The following is a 19,160-nucleotide window of genomic DNA, read 5'->3' on the forward strand; positions in this document are numbered from 1 at the left end:
GGAAGACGGGAGAGTTCTGAGGCCGTCGCCTCAGAGCATAGGGAATAGCGCGCCCGGCCCGCCGCTTTTACTAGCCATGAAAGCCATCGTCTACGCCCGCACCGGTGCGGCCTCCGTTCTCTCCCTCGTCGACCGCGAGGTCGCGGCGCCTGGTCCCGGCGAAGTCCGGGTGCGCATCGAAGTCTCGGGCGTGAACCCCACCGACTGGAAGGCCCGCGCTGGCGCGTCGATCGCCTTCGACGAGGTCGTGCCGAATCAGGATGGCGCCGGAGTCGTCGACGAGGTCGGCGAGGGCGTCACCGGTGTCGAGGTGGGCGACCGCGTGTGGGTGTATCTCGCGGCGCACCAGCGACCGACCGGCACCGCTCAGGAATTCACCGTCGTTCCCGCCGACCGGGTCGTGCCTCTGCCCGACGGCGTCGGTTTCGACGTGGGCGCCAGTCTGGGTGTGCCGGCCATGACCGCGCACCGCGCCCTCACCGTTCACGAACACGGGCCCTCACGGCTGGCGCCCGAGGCGCTCGCCGGGCGCACGGTGCTCGTGCAGGGCGGCGCCGGAGCCGTCGGGCACGCCGCGATCCAGCTCGGGGTGTGGGCGGGAGCGACCGTCATCGCGACGGTCAGCAGCGATGCGAAGGCCGAACTCGCCCGGGCTGCGGGCGCTTACCACGTCGTGCGCTACCCGGACGACGCTTTCACCGATCGCATCCGCGAGATCGCACCCGACGGCGTCGACCACATCGTCGAGGTCTCCCCGGGGCAGAACGCGGCGCTCGACGTCGACGTCATCGCCAACCACGGCAGCATCGCCTACTACGCGAACAACAACGGCGAGGAGTTCACGGCACCGATCGTCGCGAGCTTCGCGAAGAACGTGCGCTGGCAGGGCCTGCTGCTCTACACGGTGGGGCCGGCGGCTCTGCACGCCGCCGCGGCGGACATCGCCGATGCCCTGCGCGACGGCGCCCTGCCCGTCGGCGAAGCGGCCGGATTGCCGCTCACCTGGTTCCCCCTCGAAGAGACGGCCGCCGCGCACGAGGCCGTCGAGAACGGCGTGACCGGCAAGATCCTGATCCGCGTGAGTGCAGACAGCTGATGAACGATCCGGCGCCGCCCCGCCCGGCGGTCGTCAGTCTCGAGCTGCTGCTCGACCCCGGGCTCGAGTCCCACATCCGGGCCGAGTGGCAGGCGTTGAAAGAGGCGGGCCTGTCGAGTCTCGGCGCCCACGAGGCTCCGAGCAACCGACCGCACATAACGCTTGTCGTGCGCCCCTCGATTCCGCCGGTCTCACCCGTCGACCTGGGCGCCGTCGTCACCCTGCCCGTGCCGGTGACGCTCGGCGGCCTAGTCCTCTTCGGGTCGGGGGACCGGCGGGTGCTGGCGCGATCCGTGGTGCCGACCGAGGAACTGCTCACCCTGCACGCCGCGCTTCACGCACTCGCCGGAGGTGAGGGCGACAATGCGCCGCACACCCGCCCCGGCGAGTGGGCGCCGCACATCACCCTGGCCCGCCGGCTGCGCCTGGATGCATTGCCGCAGGCGCTGCGCATGCTCGACGACGTCGGCCTGCCGCCCACGGGTACGTCGGCGACGACGCTGCGGCGCTGGGACGCCGCGTCGGCCACGGTCACGACGCTGCTCGGTCAACCGTAGTTGGTGCCATTTCCGGCTCGTCAGCGGGCTGGAGGGTGAGCGGGAAGTCTTCCAAGCTCCCGAGGTGGGTCCAGCGCGAGCCGAGCCCTGTTTCTCCGAGGGGTAGACGCAGCACACGACGGTCGGGCGTGAGTGCGAGAAGTTCCGACGGCTCGCCCTCATCCGGTTCGGAGAGAAAGACCAGATTGACCTGTTCGTCGCCAAGTGGAATCCACGCGGGCTCATAGCCGGTCGTGTCTCGCAGCGGAACGCGCACCCCCTCGGCCCGCCCGTCTGTGGTCACGCCCACGACCCACGCCGAGCCGTCGTCGACGACCGCGACGGCGAGCGGTCCCGTGAAGCGTCCACCGAGGTCAAGGGTGGTCTCCCGGGACTGGGTGTCCGTGGTGTCGAAACAGATGAGCCTCGCGTCTCCCTCCGCGTCGGGAGTCGCAATAACGGCCATTCCCGAAGCGGTCACCGCCACTCTCAAGTCGCTACCGAGCCCAGCCGCCAGGATGTTCTGTGTGCCGTCGGTAGTGAGATCTGGTGCCTGATAGATGGTCTCCGCGAGAACCCCTCCGGAGAGCGTCAGTACGATGAAGCGGTCGTCGGGAACCGGGATGACCGCGGCGGCATCTGCGCTGATGCCGACGAATTCGTCCCACCCGCGATCGCGTCGACGGGGTCGGGCCGGCCGGGTGTACAGCGTGCCGACAGCCGACAGGGCGAACGCCGTTTTGCCTCCGCCGGCCGTTGCGAGCGCGGCGCTGACGCGACCGGGAAGAAGCGCGGCCTTCTTCCTTTCGGCACCGAGGAGGACGGGCCGTAGTGCGGGCGGGTTCGTGACGTTCACCGTCAGCCAGCCGGTCGTTTCGTAGTGGACCGAATGGGCCCCGGAATCCATGTGAACCGGTAGCCGGTATTCGCCGTTCGCCGTCGGGAGCGTGTGGGTCTGCATCGCGTCAGCGAAGGCTTCATCACCGTTCTCGTACGGGTCAGGTTCAGCAGGCAGGTAGATCGGTGCCTCGAGTTCTGCAAAGAACGGATCCCAAATGTCTGAGTCTTGCTCCCTGCCCGCCACGTAGGTGCTGAGGTAGTCGCCCGCATGGGGGAGGGCGATGGCGGGATTCTTGCCGAACGGAAGGTCCACAAGTTCTCCCGCGCTGATACTTCGATGCATTGTCCGCTGCGGACCCCGGTCGTCGTCCGCCGTGTAGAGAGCGTAGAGAAAGTCGAACTCGCCTGAGGCGCCGAGCCCGCCGTCCCCGTCGTTCCACATCCGGATGTCGCGGACGGTCATCGTCGCGTGACGTACACCCGTGCGGAAGCGACCCGTCACGATCAACGGCGAAGGGGTATCGCCGCCGGCAACGGTGAGCCGGTACATGCATTCGGTGGCCTGGGGGAGTTTTGCGATACGTGCGTGATGCTCGCTCATGGGCTGGCCGAGGAGAAAATCCCACCCGAAGTTGAGGAAGTTCTTCTTATCGAAGTTGAGGGTCCCGTCGCCGAACTGCGAGAACCGGAAGATCTCGACGATAGGGCTCGTGGGGAGATTCGTATTGAAATCGATCCGCACTGCGTTCGGTTCCGGGGTGATAACCAAGTCGGTGACGCGTTGCACAACCTTCAACAGGTCGAGGTAACGCACGAGAGGTGCCATTTGCTCTATGGCGCTTGCAGACAGGTCGACCATTTCAGCTCTCCTCTTCGGGCGGCGAGAGTTCAATCGGAGACCCTCTTTAGCGGTGGATTTGAACGCATCTTGCTCCGATGCCGAGCACGCTACAAGCGGGTCGACTGACTTGGGCGTCGATTCACCCGAACCGGAGTAGGTGCTCACTGTGTGAGACCGTTAGCCGTGACATCCGAATCGCCGAAACCACGCCCCCGGGCGGACCGACGCGCGTTTGTCGCTGCCGCGCTCGCGACCGTCCTCGTCCTGGCCACCTGCGCGGCTCTGATCGCATCGGGCGTCCTCTGGCCGAACCGCCTCTTCGCGAGCGGCCACCCCACGCGTGGCGTCGACGTCTCGTCGTACCAGGGCACGATCGACTGGCCTGTGCTCGCCTCCGAAGATATCGACTTCGCCATCATCAAAGCCACCGAGGGTTCCGGTGCGCGCGACTCCCGGTTCGACGAGAACTGGTCGGGGGCGGGCGAGACCGATTTGCTCGTGGGCGGCTACCACTTCATGAGTTTCGACAGCGCCGGCGCAACCCAGGCGCAGAACGTCATCGACACGGTTCCGGATGCCCCGGGCTCGCTCCCCGTGACGGTGGACGTGGAATTCTATGGTGACTATTTCGAGCATCCGCCCACACGAGGCCGGGTGCGCGGCATCCTCGACCCGCTTCTCGCCGGGCTCGAGGATCATTACGGCTCGCCGCCGATCATCTACGCGACGCCGGAGGCCTACGACCGTTACATCCGAGATGCTTATCCAGACAACCCGATCTGGATCCGGTCCGTCGCGGTGCCGCCCCGGCTGTCCGACGACCGCGGCTGGACGTTTTGGCAGTATTCCCACCGCGACCGCCTGCGCGGCTACGACGGCGAAGAGGCGTTCATCGACATGAACGTCTTCACCGGTTCCCTCGACGAACTCACCGCGCTCGCAATAGGGTGATCGCCAACGACCTCAGGAGCCGACATGTCCCTCGTGCGCGTGCACAACTTCTCGATCTCCCTCGACGGCTTCGGCACGGGTGAAGGCCAGCAGCTCGACGCGCCGTTCGGGCACGCCGGCATGCGGCTGATGGAATGGGCGTTCGAAACACGCACCTTCCGGGAGATGGGCATCCACGGGGAGTCGGCTGGATCGCTGGGCGTCGACGAGGCGTTCGCCAGCGGGTGGGGCCACCGGATCGGCGCCGAGGTCATGGGGCGCAACAAGTTCGGCCCGCAGCGCGGCCCCTGGGAGGACGAGGAGTGGAAGGGGTGGTGGGGTGACGACCCGGTCTTCCATACCCCGGTCGTCGTTCTGACCCACCATCCCCGGCCGGTTCTCGAGATGGAAGGCGGAACCACCTTCCACTTCGTCGACGCCGACCCTGCGTCCGCGCTCGAGCAGGCACGCGCGCTCGCCGGCGACCTCGACGTGCGCATCGGCGGCGGAGTCAGCACGGTTCGGCAGTTCCTCGCGGCCGACCTCGTCGACCACATGCACCTCGTCGTCGTGCCGATCGTCCTGGGCCGGGGCGAGCGCCTCTGGGACGGTCTCGAAGGCCTCGAGACGCGTTTCGACATCGAGGCGACCCCGTCGCCCTCCGGGGCCGTGCATCTGATATTCACGCGTCGCCGGGAGCGGTAGCCCATGCCGATCATGCGTTTCGACCACGTCGGCGTCACCGTAGAGAACCTCGACCGGGCGGTCGACTTCTTCGTCGGGCTCGGTCTCGTGATCGAGGGGCGGCAGTTCGTGGAGGGCGACTTCATCGACACCGTCATCGCGATACCCGATTCCCGCACCGAGATCGTCATGGTGAGGACGCCCGGCGGAGACACGAGCGTCGAACTCTCCAGCTTCGTGCGACCCGACCCCGAACCGGGATCGCCCGACGCGATGGCCAACGAGCTCGGGCTGCGCAGTCTGTCTTTCGAAGTCGACGATCTGCAGGGCATGGTCGACCTGCTGGCCGCCGACGGCTACGGGCTGGTCGGCGGCATCGGCCAATACGAAAACGTCTGGCGCATGGCCTATGTGCGTGGTCCGGAGGGAATCATCGTGGCCCTGGCCGAACGGATCGGCTGACGCGTTCAGCTGTTCGCGATCAGACCCTGGATGACCTGGATCGCCACGGCGATGAGGAACGCGTTGTAGAAGAAGCTTGTGACGCTGTGGATCAGGATCACCCGCCGCACCTTCCTCGACGCGATCGTGGCTCCCGAGATGGCGAACGAGGTGCCGACGGTGAACGACAGGTACAGGAAGTCGCCGAGGGTGGGATCGGCGTCGATGCCTGGAAAGCTGATCATCGACGCGTCGGTCAGCCGCTCGTAGACGCTCTCGTAGATCTCGGCGAATCCCGCCTGCAGCAGCAGCCAGGCCACGACAACGCCGATGGAACCGAGGAGCCCGACGAGAAGGGCATCGGATGTCCCGGTCCCGTTCGCTCCCTCGGTGGTGAGCAGCCTCACGGCTGAGGCAACGCCCGCGACGCTCGCGACGATGGGGAGGACCCAGGACAAATATTCCAGCACCTTGCGGGGGAGCGGCCTGCTGGTACTCGGGGCGTTGCGGGTCGACCTGTTGCGGAACGTCGTGAACAGCAGGATGAGATAGACGACCGCGACGACCTCCCAGGCGACCAGCACGGGGACGAACGGCACGAAGATGTAGACGATCGCCAGGTTTGAGATGACCGTGGCGAGGACGATGCTGATCAGGTCGTCCGATTTTCTCGGCGGTCGGGGCACGGGCTCGGCAGACGTCATCTCGACCTTCCCTCCCTCTCGGCAGCAGCCAGCCTAGCTCTGCGGCTGCACCTGAGCGCCGGAGAGACGTTCACGCAGTTCTTCGAGGTGGGTGGGCAGGGCCGCCAGTTCCCGGTCGCCCTGCGGACTGGTCACGGTGACGATGTGCAGCTGCGGGTTGATCGTGAGCACCTGCTTCCACGACGGTCGCACGCCGGTGTCGTCGCCCAGATCGTCGACGTCGAACTCGACGGGCGCACCACGCGGGATGCGCACCTGCCAGCGATACCGCTGGAAACTCAGGTGACCCGGCGTGACGGTGAAACTGCCGTGCTGCCACGGGCCGCCCGGTTCTCGCATCGCGGCCTCGATCCGTTCGCCGACGATCCGGCGGCCAAGGGCCAGCCCCAGCGCTAGGCCGCCAATAGCGACAACCAGCGCAAAGCCGATGACGATCGCGACGACGGCGGGAGGCAGGTCGGGGCCACGGCCGAGCAGGCTGGGGAGAAGAACTACGAGTAGGCCGAGCAGCAGCCCGACGAAGAGGCCACCGATACGGAACGTCTGCTCGCGCAGTGGGGTTTTTCGGCGTGGCATCTCAGGGGCTCCTCGGCTAGGCGTCAATCGACGAATGCTCAATCGACTAGCCAGAAGCTACCAGACGGAATCGACGACTGAACCGAGTCGCGCTCGTTGACGCCCTTACTGGTCGCCGACCTTCTTGTCGGCGGCGTCGCTCGCGCCGTCGATCTTCTCGTCGAACTTGCCGCCGCTCGCCGAGCTCGCCGCGTCGCCCGCCTTGTCGAGTCCGGCGTCCGTCGCCTGCTCGCCCTTGTCACTGTTTGCAAAATCCTTGGCCTTGTCGCCAAGTCCACTCAGGTCAGCCATGAGAAATCTCCCTTGAAATCGATGCGGCTTGCCGGCGGCGAGCCCTAGGCCCAGTATGCGCAGCGGGTCGGAAGGCTTCGCGGGGTTGCAATCGCCGCGACGCGCGCGACCGATCAGGGCCGCAACCCCTTGGAGCGGGCCGTTTCGCGGGCGTACCCTCGACCCGTCCCCGACGATGTGGAGTCTCCCATGGTGTTTCGACGTGCCGGCGTTGCCCTGATGATGGCCGTGTTGCTGTCCGTTCCCGTCGCAGCATCGGCCGCGACGCCGCAACCGAGGCCGGCACCAAACCCCCAACCGGCCACCGAGTACAGCAACCCGCTGCGCCTCGCGATCGACGGGCGAGAAGCCGCGAGCTGCGCCGACCCCGACGTCATCCGCGGTCAGGAGAAGGGCGACACCTCCTGGTATCTCTACTGCACGTCCGACGCCCTGTTCGAAGACGAGCGTGACGCGGCCGGCGGCCTCGTGATCCACAACGTGCCGATGTTCCGCTCCGAAGACCTCGTGACCTGGAGCTATGTCGGCGACGCCTTCCCGACCAAGCCGTCGTGGGTCGCCCCGACCGGCGGCGTGTGGGCGCCCGAGATCTCCTACCGCGACGGCCGGTACCTGCTCTACTACGGCGCATCCGAGACCACGTTGCCGGGCGGCTCGTCGGCGATCGGGGTGGCGACGAGCGACAGCCCGACCGGTCCGTGGACCGACACGGGCGTGCCGGTCGTGAACCCAGACCCCGCCGGCCGCTGGCAGTTCGACCCCGAGGTGCTCACGACGAAGGACGCCACCTACCTCTACTTCGGCAGCTACTTCGGCGGCATCTTCGCGCGCGAACTCGCGACCGACGGATTGACGACGGATGCAGCATCCGAAACCCGCATCACGGTCGACAACCGCTATGAGGGTGCCGTCGTTCTACGCCACGGCGGGTGGTACTACCTGCTCGCGTCGGCGACCAACTGCTGCAACGGTCCGCTGACCGGGTACGCGGTGTTCGCCGCGCGGTCGAAGAGCCCGCTCGGTCCGTTCGTCGACCGCGACGGCGTGTCCGTGCTCGACGGAAGGGTGGGCGGCACCCCGGTGCTCACCCAGAACGGCAACCGCTGGGTCGGCACCGGACACAACACGGTCTTCACCGACTTCGACGGCCAGGACTGGACCATCTACCACGCCGTCGACCAGGGCGACCCGTACTACGCGGGCGACGTCGGCTACACAAAGCGCCCGGCGCTGCTCGACCCGCTCGACTGGCGTCAGGGCTGGCCGGTGGTGCGCGGCGGGGCCGGTCCTTCCGACGAGACGATGCCCGCGCCCGCCGCCCAGCCCGGAGACAACACGTCCTACCGCCCGCGGTTCGTGCGCGACCCGCGCCCGGGCAAGACCTACGAGCGGCTCAGCGACAGCTTCGACGAGCCCCTGCTGACCAACTGGACGTGGACCCGGCCCGAGTCGGCGGTGTTCGAGCTGCGCGACGGCCAGTTGCGCTGGCAGACCCAGGCGGCCGACCTGCATCCGCCGGCCGAACCGCTCGCCTCGATCCTGAGCGAGCCGGCGCCCGCGGGCGACTACGTTGTCGAGACGAAGGTCTCGGTGACGACGCCGGCCGAGGGCTGCTGCCAGAACTACGTTCAGGGCGGGCTGCTCATCTACGCCGACGACGGCAACTACGTGAAACTCACGTCGGCCTCGATCTGGAACACCCGGCAGACCGAGTTCGGCAAGCAGGTGTCGCCCGTTCCCGAGGGCTACCCGAACTACGGCAACACCGTCGTCGGACCGGTCGGCGAGGCGGCGTACCTACGCATCGTGCATCGCGGCGGCCTTTACACCGCGTACACGAGCGTCGACGGACGCGACTGGGTGCGCGGCGGCACGTGGGCCCACGACCTCGCGTCGCCCCGCATCGGTCTCGTGTCGATGGGCGGCGCGGGCTTCGAGAGCCGCTTCGACTACGTGCGGGTGAGCGCGCTGCGCGACTGACGTCGCACAGAGTTCCGGATGCTGCGCGCGCCGCTCTATGCTTGCGGCAGTTATCACTGCAGCCGTCTTACCGGCACCCGACGTTAGGAACTGGGTTGAATGTCGCAGCGGTTCCCTGGTTTCAGGTAGCTCTTTTCGTGCTCACCCTCGCCGTCGTGATCGTCGGCGTAGCGGCCTTCTCTTGGCCAACGTGGCTCATAGCTCTCCCGATCGTGTGGGGGCCGAGCATTGGCATGTCGTACCGGGAGCGAGTCGGGCGCAGCGAAGAGTGAAGGTCGGCGAGGCCCAGCTTTACGCCGTGCCGCGGCCACGTTTTTCGGCGAACCGCTGCGCCTGCCACTCGTGCACGTCGGGCAGCCAGTCGAGCGGCGCCGCCGCGCCGACCCGGACGTCGTCGACGACACCGGCGTCACGCAGCGCTTCCGCGTAGGCGCGGTCTTGTGCGATCCGCGCCGGCAGCTGCCCGGCTGCGCCCACCGAGCCGTGACCGGGGATGACGACATCGACCTCGCCGGCCAGGTCGTCGAACAACTGCAGCGCGGCTAGGTAGTCGCCGATTGGATCCGCCGCCTCCAGGTCGAGGAAAGGCATCAGGATGTCGGAGAGCATGTCGCCCGCGACGAGGACCCGGCTCTGCTCGACCAGCAGCGCGGCGTGGCCGACGGCGTGCGCCCGGTGTTCGATGATCCGCACCCGCGGGCCGTCCCACGGGATCTCGGTGGCGCCGTCGGGTAGAGCGGTGATGTGGCCGAGCAGCTCCACGGGGATCGCCCCGACGTATTCGGGCGGCAGCACCTCGGCGACCTGGTCCTCCCAGTCGGGCTGCGCGAGCAGCTCGCGCATAAACGCCGCGTTACGTGCCGTGCCGTACCGGGGAACGTCACCGAAGTTCTGGTGCCAGAGCACGTGGTCCCAATCGGGGTGGGTCGAGAAGCCGGCCACGACCGGCCGCCCCAATGCGCGCAGGTCGTTCGCGAGATCGGCCATCTCGTCGCCCGTGATGCCGGGGTCGACGAGCAGCACGCCGTTTCGGCCCTGCACGACGGTGGAGTTGCTCTGGATGAACTCGCTCACGTGAACGAGCACACCCTCCGCGACTGTGATCAGCATTGATCGTCTCCTCTTCTTGTTGTCAGCCCGGTTTTGTTGTCAGCCCAGTGCCATCGCGGCGACCGCGAGGGTGCAGATTCCGATGCCGGCCCGTTGGGGGATGGCGACGCGCTCGCCGAGAAGGCCCGCCGCGAGCAGCACGGTGACGGCCGGGTAGAGCGAGGCGAGTACGCCGGCGACGCCGAGGTTGGTGGATGCCGTGGCGACCATAAAGGCGAGGGTGCCGAGGGCGCCGAGAACTCCGGCAGCGCTGCCCCAGCCGAGCACGCCTCGCGACGGCCGCCAGACCTGCTTGAGGCCGGCGGCGGTGATGACCGCGAGGGCCGCACCGACGAGCTGGTTGACCGCGAGCGGCAGCAGACCGGCGCCATCGGAGATCTGCGCGAGTGCGATGAACAGCACGCCGAAGCCCGCTCCCGCGATGGCGCCGTCGACGAGGGCTCCGGGCGCATCCGTCGGTCGTCTGGTCGAGACGGGATCTCGCGCCACCAACCAGATGCCCGGAAGCGCGGCGAGCATGCCCACCCAGACCAGCCAGCCGGGGCGCTCGCCGAATGCCACGCCGGCCAGCACGGGCAGGGCCGCGGCGCCGACCGCCGAGATCGGGGCGACCAGTCCCATGCGGCCGCGGGCGAGACCGCGATACAGGAAGATGCTGCCGGTTGCCGAGCCGACTCCCGCGAGCAGGGCCCAGGCGAAGTCCAGCGCGACCGGATCGCCCGGCAGCATCAGCCCCGCGCCGAGCATCGCGACCGCGCCGGCGCTCTGCCCGACCAGCACGACCTGCCAGAGCGAGTACCGCCTCGAACCGAGGCCGCCGATGAAGTCCGAGGCGCCGTAGGCCACGGCCGCCGCGAGCGCCAACACGATGCCGATGTTCATGGCATCGAGTCTCGCGCCGATGCGGTCTGCTGAGAAGGTCCACCGGGGTATCGGATCACTGGACCATTTGGTGAAATGGTCGCATGACCGTGAAGTGGGCGCGCGGCGGCCCCGACCTGCTCGTGGTGCTCGACCGCGGCGCCGGGCCGCTCGGAGCCCAGATCCAGGACCAGTTGCGGGCGGTGATCCGCGATCGACGGCTGAGCGCGGGCGAGCGGCTGCCGTCGACGCGGCAGCTGGCCGGGTTGCTCGGAGTCTCGCGCGGCACGATCGTCGAGGTCTACGAACAACTGCTCGCTGAAGGGTATGTCGAGTCGGCGGTCGGCTCGGGCACGCGGGTCGCGGCGCTGCCGACGTCGGCCGGGTTCACGGTCGATGCGGTCGCGCCCGCTTCGCCGCCGCCGGTCGAGATCGACTTCGAGTACGGCATTCCCGACCTCGGCTCGGTGCCGCTCGCCGACTGGAGTTGGGCGGTGTCAGAGGCGACGCGGACCCTGCCGACCGCGCAGCTGGGCGACGAAGACGTCGCGGGGTCGCGGCACCTGCGCGAGGTCGTCACGAGCTACCACCGTCGGGTCAGGTCGGGAGTGGCCGGTGCCGACGACGCGGTCATCGTCTCGGGCTTCCGGCAGGGCCTGACATTCGCCCTCGCGGCGCTCACGCAGCGCGGGATCCGCCGCATAGCGCTCGAGAATCCGGGTCCACGCGACCACGATGTGATCGCCCGCCGCGCGGGGCTCGAGGCGGTGCCGGTCGCGGTCGACGACCAGGGCCTCGATGTTGCCGGTCTGCGAGAGACCGGGGCGCGCGCGGTGCTGCTGACGCCGGCGCACCAGTGCCCCACGGGTGTCGCGCTCGGCCCGGCGCGGCGACGCGAGCTGATCGCCTGGGCCGAAGAGGTCGACGGGGTGATCCTCGAAGACGACTACGACGCCGAGTTCAGGTACGACCGTCAGCCGGTCGGTTCGCTGCAGGGCTTGAACCCCGAGCGGGTGATCGCGCTGGGTTCGGTCAGCAAGACCTTGGCTCCGGCGATCCGGCTGGGCTGGGTGCTCGCGCCGCCGCGGTTCCTGCCGGGAATCGTCGACGAGAAACGGCTGAGCAGCCGCGGCGCTCCCGGCCTCGACCAAGAGGCCTTGGCGCTGCTTATGGAGACCGGCCGCTTCGACCGTCATCTGCGGCGCGTGCGCGAAATCTACCGCGCCCGCCGCGACGTGCTGGCCGCCGAGGTGGAGGTCGCGTTCGGGCCGGGTCAGCTGCACGGACTGGCCGCCGGATGTCACGCCCTCCTGCACCTCCCGGCGGGGTCGTCCGAGCTCGAGGTGGTGGCGGCCGCGGCGACCATGGGCGTGCGGGTCAACGGGCTCGGGCACTACTTGGTTGAGGGGTCAGCCCCGGAAGCGTTCCCGCCCGCCCTCGTGCTCGGCTTCGGCAACGTGAGCGAGAACCAGGTCCGGCGAGGCATCCGGGCGATCGCCGAGGCGCATACGATGTCGGTACCATGTCCTCCGACCAGCCCAAGAAACTCCGAAGTGACGCGGCAGTGAATGCCGAACGCGTCATGGCCGCCGCAGTTCGCGCCGGCCTTGCGGAGGGCAAAAACGTTCCCCTCGCCCAGATCGCGGCCGATGCCGGGGTCGGCATCGGAACGCTGTACCGCCGCTACCCGAACCGTGAAGCGCTCATGGAGGCCCTGCAGGTGCGCGCCTATCGGCTGCTTATCGCCGAGGCCGAAGACGCGCTCGCGGCTGGTGAATCGGGTCTCGACTCGGTCGACCGGTACCTGCGACAGTCGTTCGAGCACCGCGACCAGCTGGTGCTTCCCTTGCACGGAGCGCCTCGCACCGAAGACACCGAGTCTGCCCAGCTTCGCGACCGGCTGAAGGTGCTCATCGCGGCCATCATCGAGCGCGGACATAGCGATGGCACCCTTCGGCCCGAGGTGACGGGACTAACCGTCGTGCGGTTCGGGGCGATGTTGGCGCAGCCGATGACGAGCGTGCGAGGCTGGGCCGACAGCGCAGCGGAGCAGCGAGCGGTATTTCTGCGGGGGATCTCGAACCCGCCCGCGCGCTGACGGATCGATCGCCGCAGATCGACCCCAAAAGTTAACCGGACGAAATGCTCCGTATGTAGTTACGCTGATCGAGTGCTCCTAGACAACTCGGCAGACGACTACACATCCGCAACCACACCCCTCAACTCGGCGACCGACCAAGTCCCCGCGCGGGTCGCCGTGATCTCGACGCCGGCGGACATCTCGGCGTCGTTGGCCCAGGTCGCGGACCTCGAGCGGTCCACCGGGCGAAAGTTCACGATCGCGATCCAGGCCACCGGACACGGTGCCGGCGCCCCGGTCGACGACACCGTCGTGCTCTTCGACACCTCTCGCTTGAACAGCGTGACCATCGACGCTCAGGCACGCGTCGCAACGGTCGGGGCCGGGGCCACCTGGGGCGCCGTCAACGCCGCCGCCGAGAAGCACGGGCTGCTCGGCCTCGCCGGCTCCTCCCCGAGCGTCTCCGTCTCTGGGTACACGTTCGCCGGCGGCATCGGGTGGCTGGTTCGCCGCGACGGGCTCGCGAGCGGCAGTCTCCGGCGCGTGCACTACATCGACGGCAACGGCCGGTCGCGCATCGCCGAGGACGACGCCGCCGAACAACTCGACCGCGACGCCATCTGGGCCTTCCGAGGCGCGGGCGGAGTGGGCATCGCCCACACCCTCGAGTTTGATCTCGCGCCGGTCGACGATCTCTACGCCGGCCTGCTGTTGTGGCACGGCAGCGCCCTCCCCGAGCTGGTCGCAGCGTGGAGAGACGGCATCAAGCGAATCGGCCCGACCGTGTCGACGAGCATCGCTGTGATGCACGTGCCGCCTGTGCCGCCATTCCCCCCGGAACTGCACGGATCGATAGCCGTTCACCTCGCCGTCGCCGCCCCTGACGGCCCCGACGGCGCGACGCCACTCCTCGACGCCATGCGAGCCGCCGCCACCCCGGTCGCCGACGACTGGGGTCCTAAAGACGCGGCCGGGCTCGCGCGCATCCACCTCGATCCGCCCGTGGCTTCGCCCGGCGTCGGTGACGCCCGCTGGCTCGACGCGTCGACTCCCGACATCGCCGAGCAGATCTTCAGGGCCGCGGCCGCACCGGATGCGCCGCTGGTCATGGTGGAGATCCGCCACGTTGCCGGGGCGCCGACCAAGAAGGACGGAGCGGTCGTCTCGCCTCCCGGTGATTTCATCTATCACGGTGTGGGGTCGCTGATGTTGGCGCAACGCGACCGGATCGACGCCGGTCTGGAGGCGCTGAGGCCGTCCTGGGCCGCCGCCGACACCGGGGTCGCGCCGGGATCGTGGCTGGAGGCGGCCGCGACGGCACTGTCTGCGCTTCGCGACGATGTGCTCGAGCGCGCTCGGGCCATCGCCGACGAGGTAGATCCAGACCGCCGCATCCGTCGCTCGCGACTTCTCGCACAGCCCGATGACCGGGCCTGACGACGCCGACCCGACCGCCTCGTGTCAGCTCGACTTGCGCCGACGCGGGGCCGCGGAGCGCGGCGGTGCCGAGCGCATGTGATCGCGCACGCGACCCAACACGTCGGCAAGCACCTCGACGTCGACGCGCTCCAGCGGTTCCAAGAAGAGCTCGTCGAGCACGGCGATATGGCCGGGGAAGACCTTCGACAGGATGTCCCGGCCAGCGTCGGTGATCGTCACCGTGGTGCTGCGCTCGTCGTCGACCGACGGGGCACGCGTGACGAGGCCGCGCTGTTCGAGCGTCTGCGCCTGGTAGGTGAGCCCGCTGCGGCTGTAGACAACGCCGTCGGCGAGGTCGGTCATGCGGTGGCTGCCGTCGGGCGAATCGCCCAAGCGGGCGAGCAGCTGGAACTGTACGTAGCTCAGATCGCCGGCCTCGCGCAGTTGTTGCTCGACCGTGTGCCGCAACAGGCTGCTCACCTCGATGAGGGACAGGTAGGCACCCAGCTGCGCGGGGTCGAGGGAACGCGGGGAAGAAGGCATGTCGAAAGCTTATCGGATGCTACGAACTCAAAGTAGTTGCTACGAACTCGAAGCAGTGCTACAGTCCTAACAAGTGCTTCACATTCGAAGCAACAACAGAAAGAAGACGATCATGCAGGCAGTACGTTTCCACGAATTCGGCGGCCCCGAGGTTCTCCGTTACGAGCAGGCAGACCAGCCCGTCGCCGCACAGGGCGAGGTACTCATCCGCGTCGCCGGCTCCGCCTTCAACCCGGCCGACGCCGGTATCCGCGGCGGCACGCTCCCCTTCCCTGTCACGCTGCCGCACGTGCCCGGCTACGACGTGTCCGGCACGATCGAGGCGGTCGGCGAGGGAGTGACCACCTGGGCGGTCGGCGACGCCGTCGTCGGATTCCTCCCGATGGGCGCGGATGGGTCGGCGGCCGAGTTCGTCGTCGCTCCGGCCGACGTGCTCGCGAAGGCCCCGTCGAGCATCGACCTCGCCGATGCCGCGGCGCTGCCGTCGGTCGCGCTGACCGCATGGCAGGCGCTCTTCGACCTGGCCGAGCTCACGAGCGGCCAGCGACTGCTGATCACCGGTGCCGGGGGAGCGGTGGGCGGCTACGCCATCCAGCTCGCCAAGCGAGCCGGCGCCTACGTCATCGCCACCGCGAGCCCGCGCAGCCACGACAGCGTCGCGGCTGCCGGGGCCGACGAGGTCATCGACCACACCAGTTCGACCGTGCTCGACTCGGTCGCCGAACAGGTCGACGTGCTGCTCAACCTGGCGCCCATCAGCCCCGAAGATTTCACCGCACTCGTCCCACTCGTCCGTGACGGCGGCATCGTCGTCGCCACGACCGCGTGGATGACGACGCCCGGCGACGACACACGAGGTGTGCGCACCGCCGGCGTCTTCGTGCAGGCCGACGCCAACGAGCTCACCCAGCTGGTGTCGCTCGTCGACAGCGGCGAGCTCACCGTCGACGTCGCACAGCGCGTCTCGCTGAGCGACCTCCCCTCCATCCACGCGAAGGCCGCTGACGGCGACGTGCACGGCAAGGTCGTCGCCGTGCCCGACGCGTTCTAATACCTCGCATCCCCACCACACACTCGAACGGATCGAAATGACCCCCACACAACAACTCCCCATCGCCGTCATCGGCGCCACCGGCCAGCAAGGACGCAGCGTCGTCGACGCATTGCTCGAATCGGATGTACCGGTCCGCGCCCTCGTGCGTGCCCCCGAGTCATCCGGCGCCCGTGCTCTGAGCGCCGCCGGCGCCGAGGTCGTGAAGGCCGACCAGGAGAACCCGGAATCGCTCGCCGAGGCCCTCGCGGACGTCGCCAGCCTCTTCTACATGACGACATTCGAAGGAGCGGACGGCACCGACGGCGAGGTGCGTCGCGGACGCGCGGTCGCTGACGCTGCCGCCCGGGCGGGCGTTCCGCGCGTCGTCTACTCCTCGGTAGGAGGCGCCGAACGCTCGACGGGAATCCCGCACTTCGACAGCAAGTTCGAGGTCGAGAAGCACCTCCGCGGGGCGCTGCCAGCCGCCATCATCCGACCCGTCTTCTTTATGGAGAATCTGATCCCGCAGCTGACGCCCAACGACGACGGGGAAATCGTCATTCGTATGCCGATGCCGGGCGACGTGGCTGTGCAGATGATCGCCGTCCGTGACATCGGTCGCGCTGCCGCCCGTCTGCTGCTCGAGCCGAACGCGATCGACGGCGACTCCATCGAGGTGGCGGGTGACGAGCTGACGCTCGATCGTGTTGCCGCGCAGGCTGGCGAGATCTTCGGTGTTCCGGCGCGGTTCGAGACCATTCCGCTCGAGTACCTCGGCGACGACGAAGACCTCAAGGCGATGTTCCGCTGGTTCGCCAGAGGCCGGGCCTACCGGGCCGACCTGGCGGAGTCGCGGTCGCTGGTCGCAGGCATGAGCGACCTCGGTTCGTGGATGGCCGCGCAGGTGCGCGACGGCCGGCGCGAGTCGATCGCGACCGCCTAGGCCCGGGCGGTGAGCGCCGCCCGCGCACGCTTGAGCGATGAGCCGAGCCCCCAGGTCTCCGACAACTCGTCGAGCGCGGCCGCGCGTTGCGGGGTGATCGCGGCGATGCGGCCGTCGTGGTCGTCGAGGTCGAGGTTGCGCGCGACCTCGACGACCTTGGTGGCCACCTTCAGGTACTCGCTGGCGGCATTGACCTTGGAGCGCACGGCCGCGCCGAGCGCGACATCCGGGCCGGCGGCTGCCGCGACGATTCCGTCGAGGGTGCCGAACTCGGCGAGCAATGCGACGGCGGTCTTCTCTCCGACGCCCGCGACACCGGGGAGGCCATCGGACGGGTCGCCGCGCAGCACCGCGAAGTCGAGGTACTGCTGCGGGGTCACCCCGTACTTCTTCTTCACCACATCGTCGGTGAGCAGTTCGAGATTCGACATGCCTCGTCCCGTGTAGATCACCCTGACGTCGTGGGCGTCATCGACCAGCTGGATCAGGTCGCGATCTCCGGTGATGATGTCGACCGGCATCCTCGAGCGGCTAGCCAGCGTGCCGATGACGTCGTCGGCCTCGTAGTCGGCCAGCCCGACCACGGGGATGCCCAGCTGAGCAAGCACCTCGCGGATGACCGGAATTTGCGGGGACAGCAGGTCGGGCACCTCCTCGACCGAGCCGGCGTCGGTCTCTTGGGCGACGCGGTGGGCCTTGTACGACGGGATGAGGTCGACCCGCCACTGCGGTCGCCAGTCGTTGTCCCAGCAGGCGACGACCTCCGTCGGCTCGAACTCGCCCACGAGTTTCGCGATCATATCGAGCAGGCCGCGCACCGCATTCACGGGGGAGCCGTCGGGTGCGCGCACCGTGTCGGGCACGCCATGGAAGGCGCGGAAGTAGAGCGAGGCGGTATCGAGCAACATTCTGCGGTGATCGGTCACGGGGGAAGTTTGGCACGTTCGGGGCCGAGTAGCACGGCGCTTTTCGCGGCGCAAGGCTAAGGGACATCGGGCGCAAGGCTAGGTGCCGCCTGACACCCCATGTAGACAGAGGAGATGAAAGCACTCACCTGGCAGAGCACGAAGTCCGTCGAAGTAATCGACGTTCCGGATCCCGTAATCGAAAAGCCAACGGATGTGGTCATCCGCGTGACCTCGGCGGCTATCTGCGGTTCCGACCTCCACCTCTTCAACATCATGGGACCGTTCCTCGACAAGGGCGACGTGCTAGGCCACGAGACCATGGGCATCGTCGAACAGGTCGGTGGATCGGTCATGAAGCTCGCCGTCGGCGACCGAGTTGTCATTCCGTTCGTGATCGCGTGCGGTGACTGCTTCATGTGCGACCAGGGCCTCACCACCCAGTGCGAGACGACGCAGAACCGTGAATCCGGAACCGGCGCGAGCCTCTACGGATTCAGTGAACTGTACGGGTCGGTGCCCGGTGGCCAGGCCGAGCAGCTTCGCGTGCCGTTCGCCGACTTCAACGCCGTCAAAGTCGGACACGAACTCGACGACGATCGTTACCTGTTCCTCAGCGACATCCTGCCGACCGCATGGCAGGGAGTGCAGTATGCCGCAGTGCCGGAGGGCGGCACGCTCGCCGTTATCGGCCTCGGTCCCGTCGGACAATTCGCCAGTCGCATCGGCCGCCACCTCGGCTACCGCGTGATCGGAGTCGATCCCGTCGCCGAGCGCCGCGAGATGGCGGCACGGCACGGCGTCGAGGTATTCGACCTCGACGACGACCTGCTGGAAACGCTCCGCGCTGCCACCGACGGACGCGGTCCCGACTCCGTCATCGACGCGGTAGGCATGGAGGCCCACGGCAGCCCGGTTGCGGCCTTCACTCAGTATGCGGCGGGCCTGCTCCCCGACGGCCTCGCCAAAAAGGCGTTCACCACCGTCGGCGTCGACCGCCTGTCGGCGCTGCACCTGGCGCTCGATCTCGTGCGCCGCGGCGGCACGGTGTCGATCAGCGGCGTGTACTCCGGGGTCGCCGATCCCATGCCCCTGATGAACATGTTCGACAAGCAGATCCAGTTGCGGATGGGCCAGTGCAACGTTCAACGCTGGATCGACGACCTGCTGCCGCTGGTAGAAGACCCGTCGGACCCGTTGGGAGTCGAAGACCTCGTCACCCACCGCGTGCCGCTGGACCAGGCGCCGAAGATGTACGAAACATTCAGCGCGAAAGAAGACGGCTGCATCAAGGTCGTTCTCAAGCCGTAGCGACACCAGCAGATGCCGGCCGCCGTTCAGTGGTGG

General features: G+C 68.2%; 20 protein-coding genes. 12 read left to right on the plus strand and 8 right to left on the minus strand.

Annotation, left to right across the window (positions count from 1 at the left end):
• Positions 1–76: 76 nt before the first annotated feature.
• Positions 77–1,096, plus strand: coding sequence for an NADPH:quinone reductase (locus tag IEV96_RS15005; protein ID WP_188511552.1), 1,020 nt, complete (start codon positions 77–79; stop codon positions 1,094–1,096).
• The gene (locus IEV96_RS15010; RefSeq protein WP_188511553.1) at positions 1,096–1,653 is read left to right on the plus strand and encodes a 2'-5' RNA ligase family protein; all 558 of its coding nucleotides are present in this window, start codon (positions 1,096–1,098) and stop codon (positions 1,651–1,653) included. Before IEV96_RS15005 ends, IEV96_RS15010 begins: the two co-directional genes overlap by 1 nt.
• Here the strand turns inward: IEV96_RS15010 and IEV96_RS15015 are convergent.
• Positions 1,628–3,331, minus strand: a complete 1,704-nt coding sequence (locus tag IEV96_RS15015) for a hypothetical protein (protein WP_188511554.1) — start codon at positions 3,329–3,331, stop codon at positions 1,628–1,630. The genes IEV96_RS15010 and IEV96_RS15015 overlap by 26 nt on opposite strands.
• Positions 3,332–3,496: 165 nt before the next feature.
• Here IEV96_RS15015 and IEV96_RS15020 point away from each other — a divergent pair, with 165 nt between their 5' ends.
• The 3 genes from IEV96_RS15020 to IEV96_RS15030 are packed head-to-tail and all read left to right on the plus strand — an operon-like array spanning position 3,497 to position 5,389.
• A complete protein-coding gene (locus tag IEV96_RS15020) occupies positions 3,497–4,264 on the plus strand; it encodes a GH25 family lysozyme (protein ID WP_188511555.1) in 768 nt (255 codons plus the stop codon).
• Positions 4,265–4,288: 24 nt separating this feature from the next.
• The gene (locus IEV96_RS15025; protein ID WP_188511556.1) at positions 4,289–4,948 is read left to right on the plus strand and encodes a dihydrofolate reductase family protein; all 660 of its coding nucleotides are present in this window, start codon (positions 4,289–4,291) and stop codon (positions 4,946–4,948) included.
• A gap of 3 nt (positions 4,949–4,951) precedes the next feature.
• Positions 4,952–5,389, plus strand: a complete 438-nt coding sequence (locus IEV96_RS15030) for a VOC family protein (protein WP_188511557.1) — start codon at positions 4,952–4,954, stop codon at positions 5,387–5,389.
• Positions 5,390–5,394: 5 nt separating this feature from the next.
• Here the strand turns inward: IEV96_RS15030 and IEV96_RS15035 are convergent, their stop codons facing one another.
• The 3 genes from IEV96_RS15035 to IEV96_RS15045 all read right to left on the minus strand — a co-directional run bounded on the left by IEV96_RS15035 (position 5,395) and on the right by IEV96_RS15045 (position 6,939).
• Entirely contained in the window at positions 5,395–6,072 is a 678-nt protein-coding gene (locus IEV96_RS15035) for a DUF1345 domain-containing protein (RefSeq protein ID WP_188511558.1), read from the minus strand.
• 33 nt (positions 6,073–6,105) lie between these two features.
• Positions 6,106–6,648 carry a hypothetical protein gene (locus tag IEV96_RS15040; RefSeq protein ID WP_188511559.1) on the minus strand — a complete coding sequence of 181 codons (543 nt, stop codon included), beginning with the start codon at positions 6,646–6,648 and terminating at the stop codon, positions 6,106–6,108.
• Positions 6,649–6,753: 105 nt separating this feature from the next.
• The gene (locus tag IEV96_RS15045) at positions 6,754–6,939 is read right to left on the minus strand and encodes an antitoxin (RefSeq protein ID WP_188511560.1); all 186 of its coding nucleotides are present in this window, start codon (positions 6,937–6,939) and stop codon (positions 6,754–6,756) included.
• Between the two features lie 189 nt (positions 6,940–7,128).
• Between IEV96_RS15045 and IEV96_RS15050 the strand changes: the two genes are divergently transcribed.
• On the plus strand, positions 7,129–8,919 hold the full coding sequence (locus tag IEV96_RS15050; RefSeq protein ID WP_188511561.1) for a glycoside hydrolase family 43 protein: 1,791 nt from the start codon (positions 7,129–7,131) through the stop codon (positions 8,917–8,919).
• 291 nt (positions 8,920–9,210) lie between these two features.
• Here the strand turns inward: IEV96_RS15050 and IEV96_RS15055 are convergent, their stop codons facing one another.
• Both IEV96_RS15055 and IEV96_RS15060 read right to left on the minus strand, forming a co-directional pair.
• Positions 9,211–10,029: an MBL fold metallo-hydrolase gene (locus IEV96_RS15055; protein ID WP_188511562.1), complete on the minus strand. Its 819-nt coding sequence runs from the start codon at positions 10,027–10,029 to the stop codon at positions 9,211–9,213.
• A 39-nt stretch (positions 10,030–10,068) separates the two neighbouring features.
• A complete protein-coding gene (locus IEV96_RS15060; RefSeq protein WP_229733442.1) occupies positions 10,069–10,911 on the minus strand; it encodes an EamA family transporter in 843 nt (280 codons plus the stop codon).
• An 83-nt stretch (positions 10,912–10,994) separates the two neighbouring features.
• Here IEV96_RS15060 and pdxR point away from each other — a divergent pair, with 83 nt between their 5' ends.
• From pdxR to IEV96_RS15075, 3 genes are all read left to right on the plus strand, one after another.
• A complete protein-coding gene (pdxR, locus tag IEV96_RS15065) occupies positions 10,995–12,458 on the plus strand; it encodes a MocR-like pyridoxine biosynthesis transcription factor PdxR (protein WP_188511563.1) in 1,464 nt (487 codons plus the stop codon).
• Positions 12,455–12,988, plus strand: a complete 534-nt coding sequence (locus IEV96_RS15070; RefSeq protein WP_229733443.1) for a TetR/AcrR family transcriptional regulator — start codon at positions 12,455–12,457, stop codon at positions 12,986–12,988. The genes pdxR and IEV96_RS15070 overlap by 4 nt, the downstream gene beginning before the upstream one ends.
• A gap of 72 nt (positions 12,989–13,060) precedes the next feature.
• Positions 13,061–14,407, plus strand: coding sequence for an FAD-binding oxidoreductase (locus IEV96_RS15075; RefSeq protein WP_188511565.1), 1,347 nt, complete (start codon positions 13,061–13,063; stop codon positions 14,405–14,407).
• 24 nt (positions 14,408–14,431) lie between these two features.
• Here IEV96_RS15075 and IEV96_RS15080 read toward each other — a convergent pair whose 3' ends face one another.
• Complete coding sequence (locus IEV96_RS15080) at positions 14,432–14,932, minus strand: MarR family winged helix-turn-helix transcriptional regulator (RefSeq protein ID WP_188511566.1); 501 nt, start codon at positions 14,930–14,932, stop codon at positions 14,432–14,434.
• Positions 14,933–15,044: 112 nt separating this feature from the next.
• On the opposite strand from IEV96_RS15080, the gene IEV96_RS15085 reads away from it, so the two are divergent.
• Together IEV96_RS15085 and IEV96_RS15090 are read left to right on the plus strand one after the other, a co-directional pair.
• Entirely contained in the window at positions 15,045–15,983 is a 939-nt protein-coding gene (locus tag IEV96_RS15085; protein ID WP_188511567.1) for an NADP-dependent oxidoreductase, read from the plus strand.
• Positions 15,984–16,020: 37 nt separating this feature from the next.
• Positions 16,021–16,908 (plus strand): NmrA/HSCARG family protein, encoded by an 888-nt coding sequence (locus tag IEV96_RS15090; protein WP_188511568.1) that lies wholly within the window; start codon positions 16,021–16,023, stop codon positions 16,906–16,908.
• On the opposite strand, the gene IEV96_RS15095 is transcribed toward IEV96_RS15090, so the two are convergent.
• A complete protein-coding gene (locus tag IEV96_RS15095; RefSeq protein ID WP_188511569.1) occupies positions 16,905–17,816 on the minus strand; it encodes a 5'-3' exonuclease in 912 nt (303 codons plus the stop codon). The genes IEV96_RS15090 and IEV96_RS15095 overlap by 4 nt on opposite strands.
• Positions 17,817–17,948: 132 nt before the next feature.
• Between IEV96_RS15095 and IEV96_RS15100 the strand changes: the two genes are divergently transcribed.
• A complete protein-coding gene (locus tag IEV96_RS15100; protein WP_188511570.1) occupies positions 17,949–19,124 on the plus strand; it encodes an alcohol dehydrogenase catalytic domain-containing protein in 1,176 nt (391 codons plus the stop codon).
• The last annotated feature ends 36 nt before the right edge of the window (positions 19,125–19,160 follow it).

The organism is Conyzicola nivalis (genome assembly GCF_014639655.1).
Classification (GTDB): Bacteria; Actinomycetota; Actinomycetes; order Actinomycetales; family Microbacteriaceae; genus Conyzicola; species Conyzicola nivalis.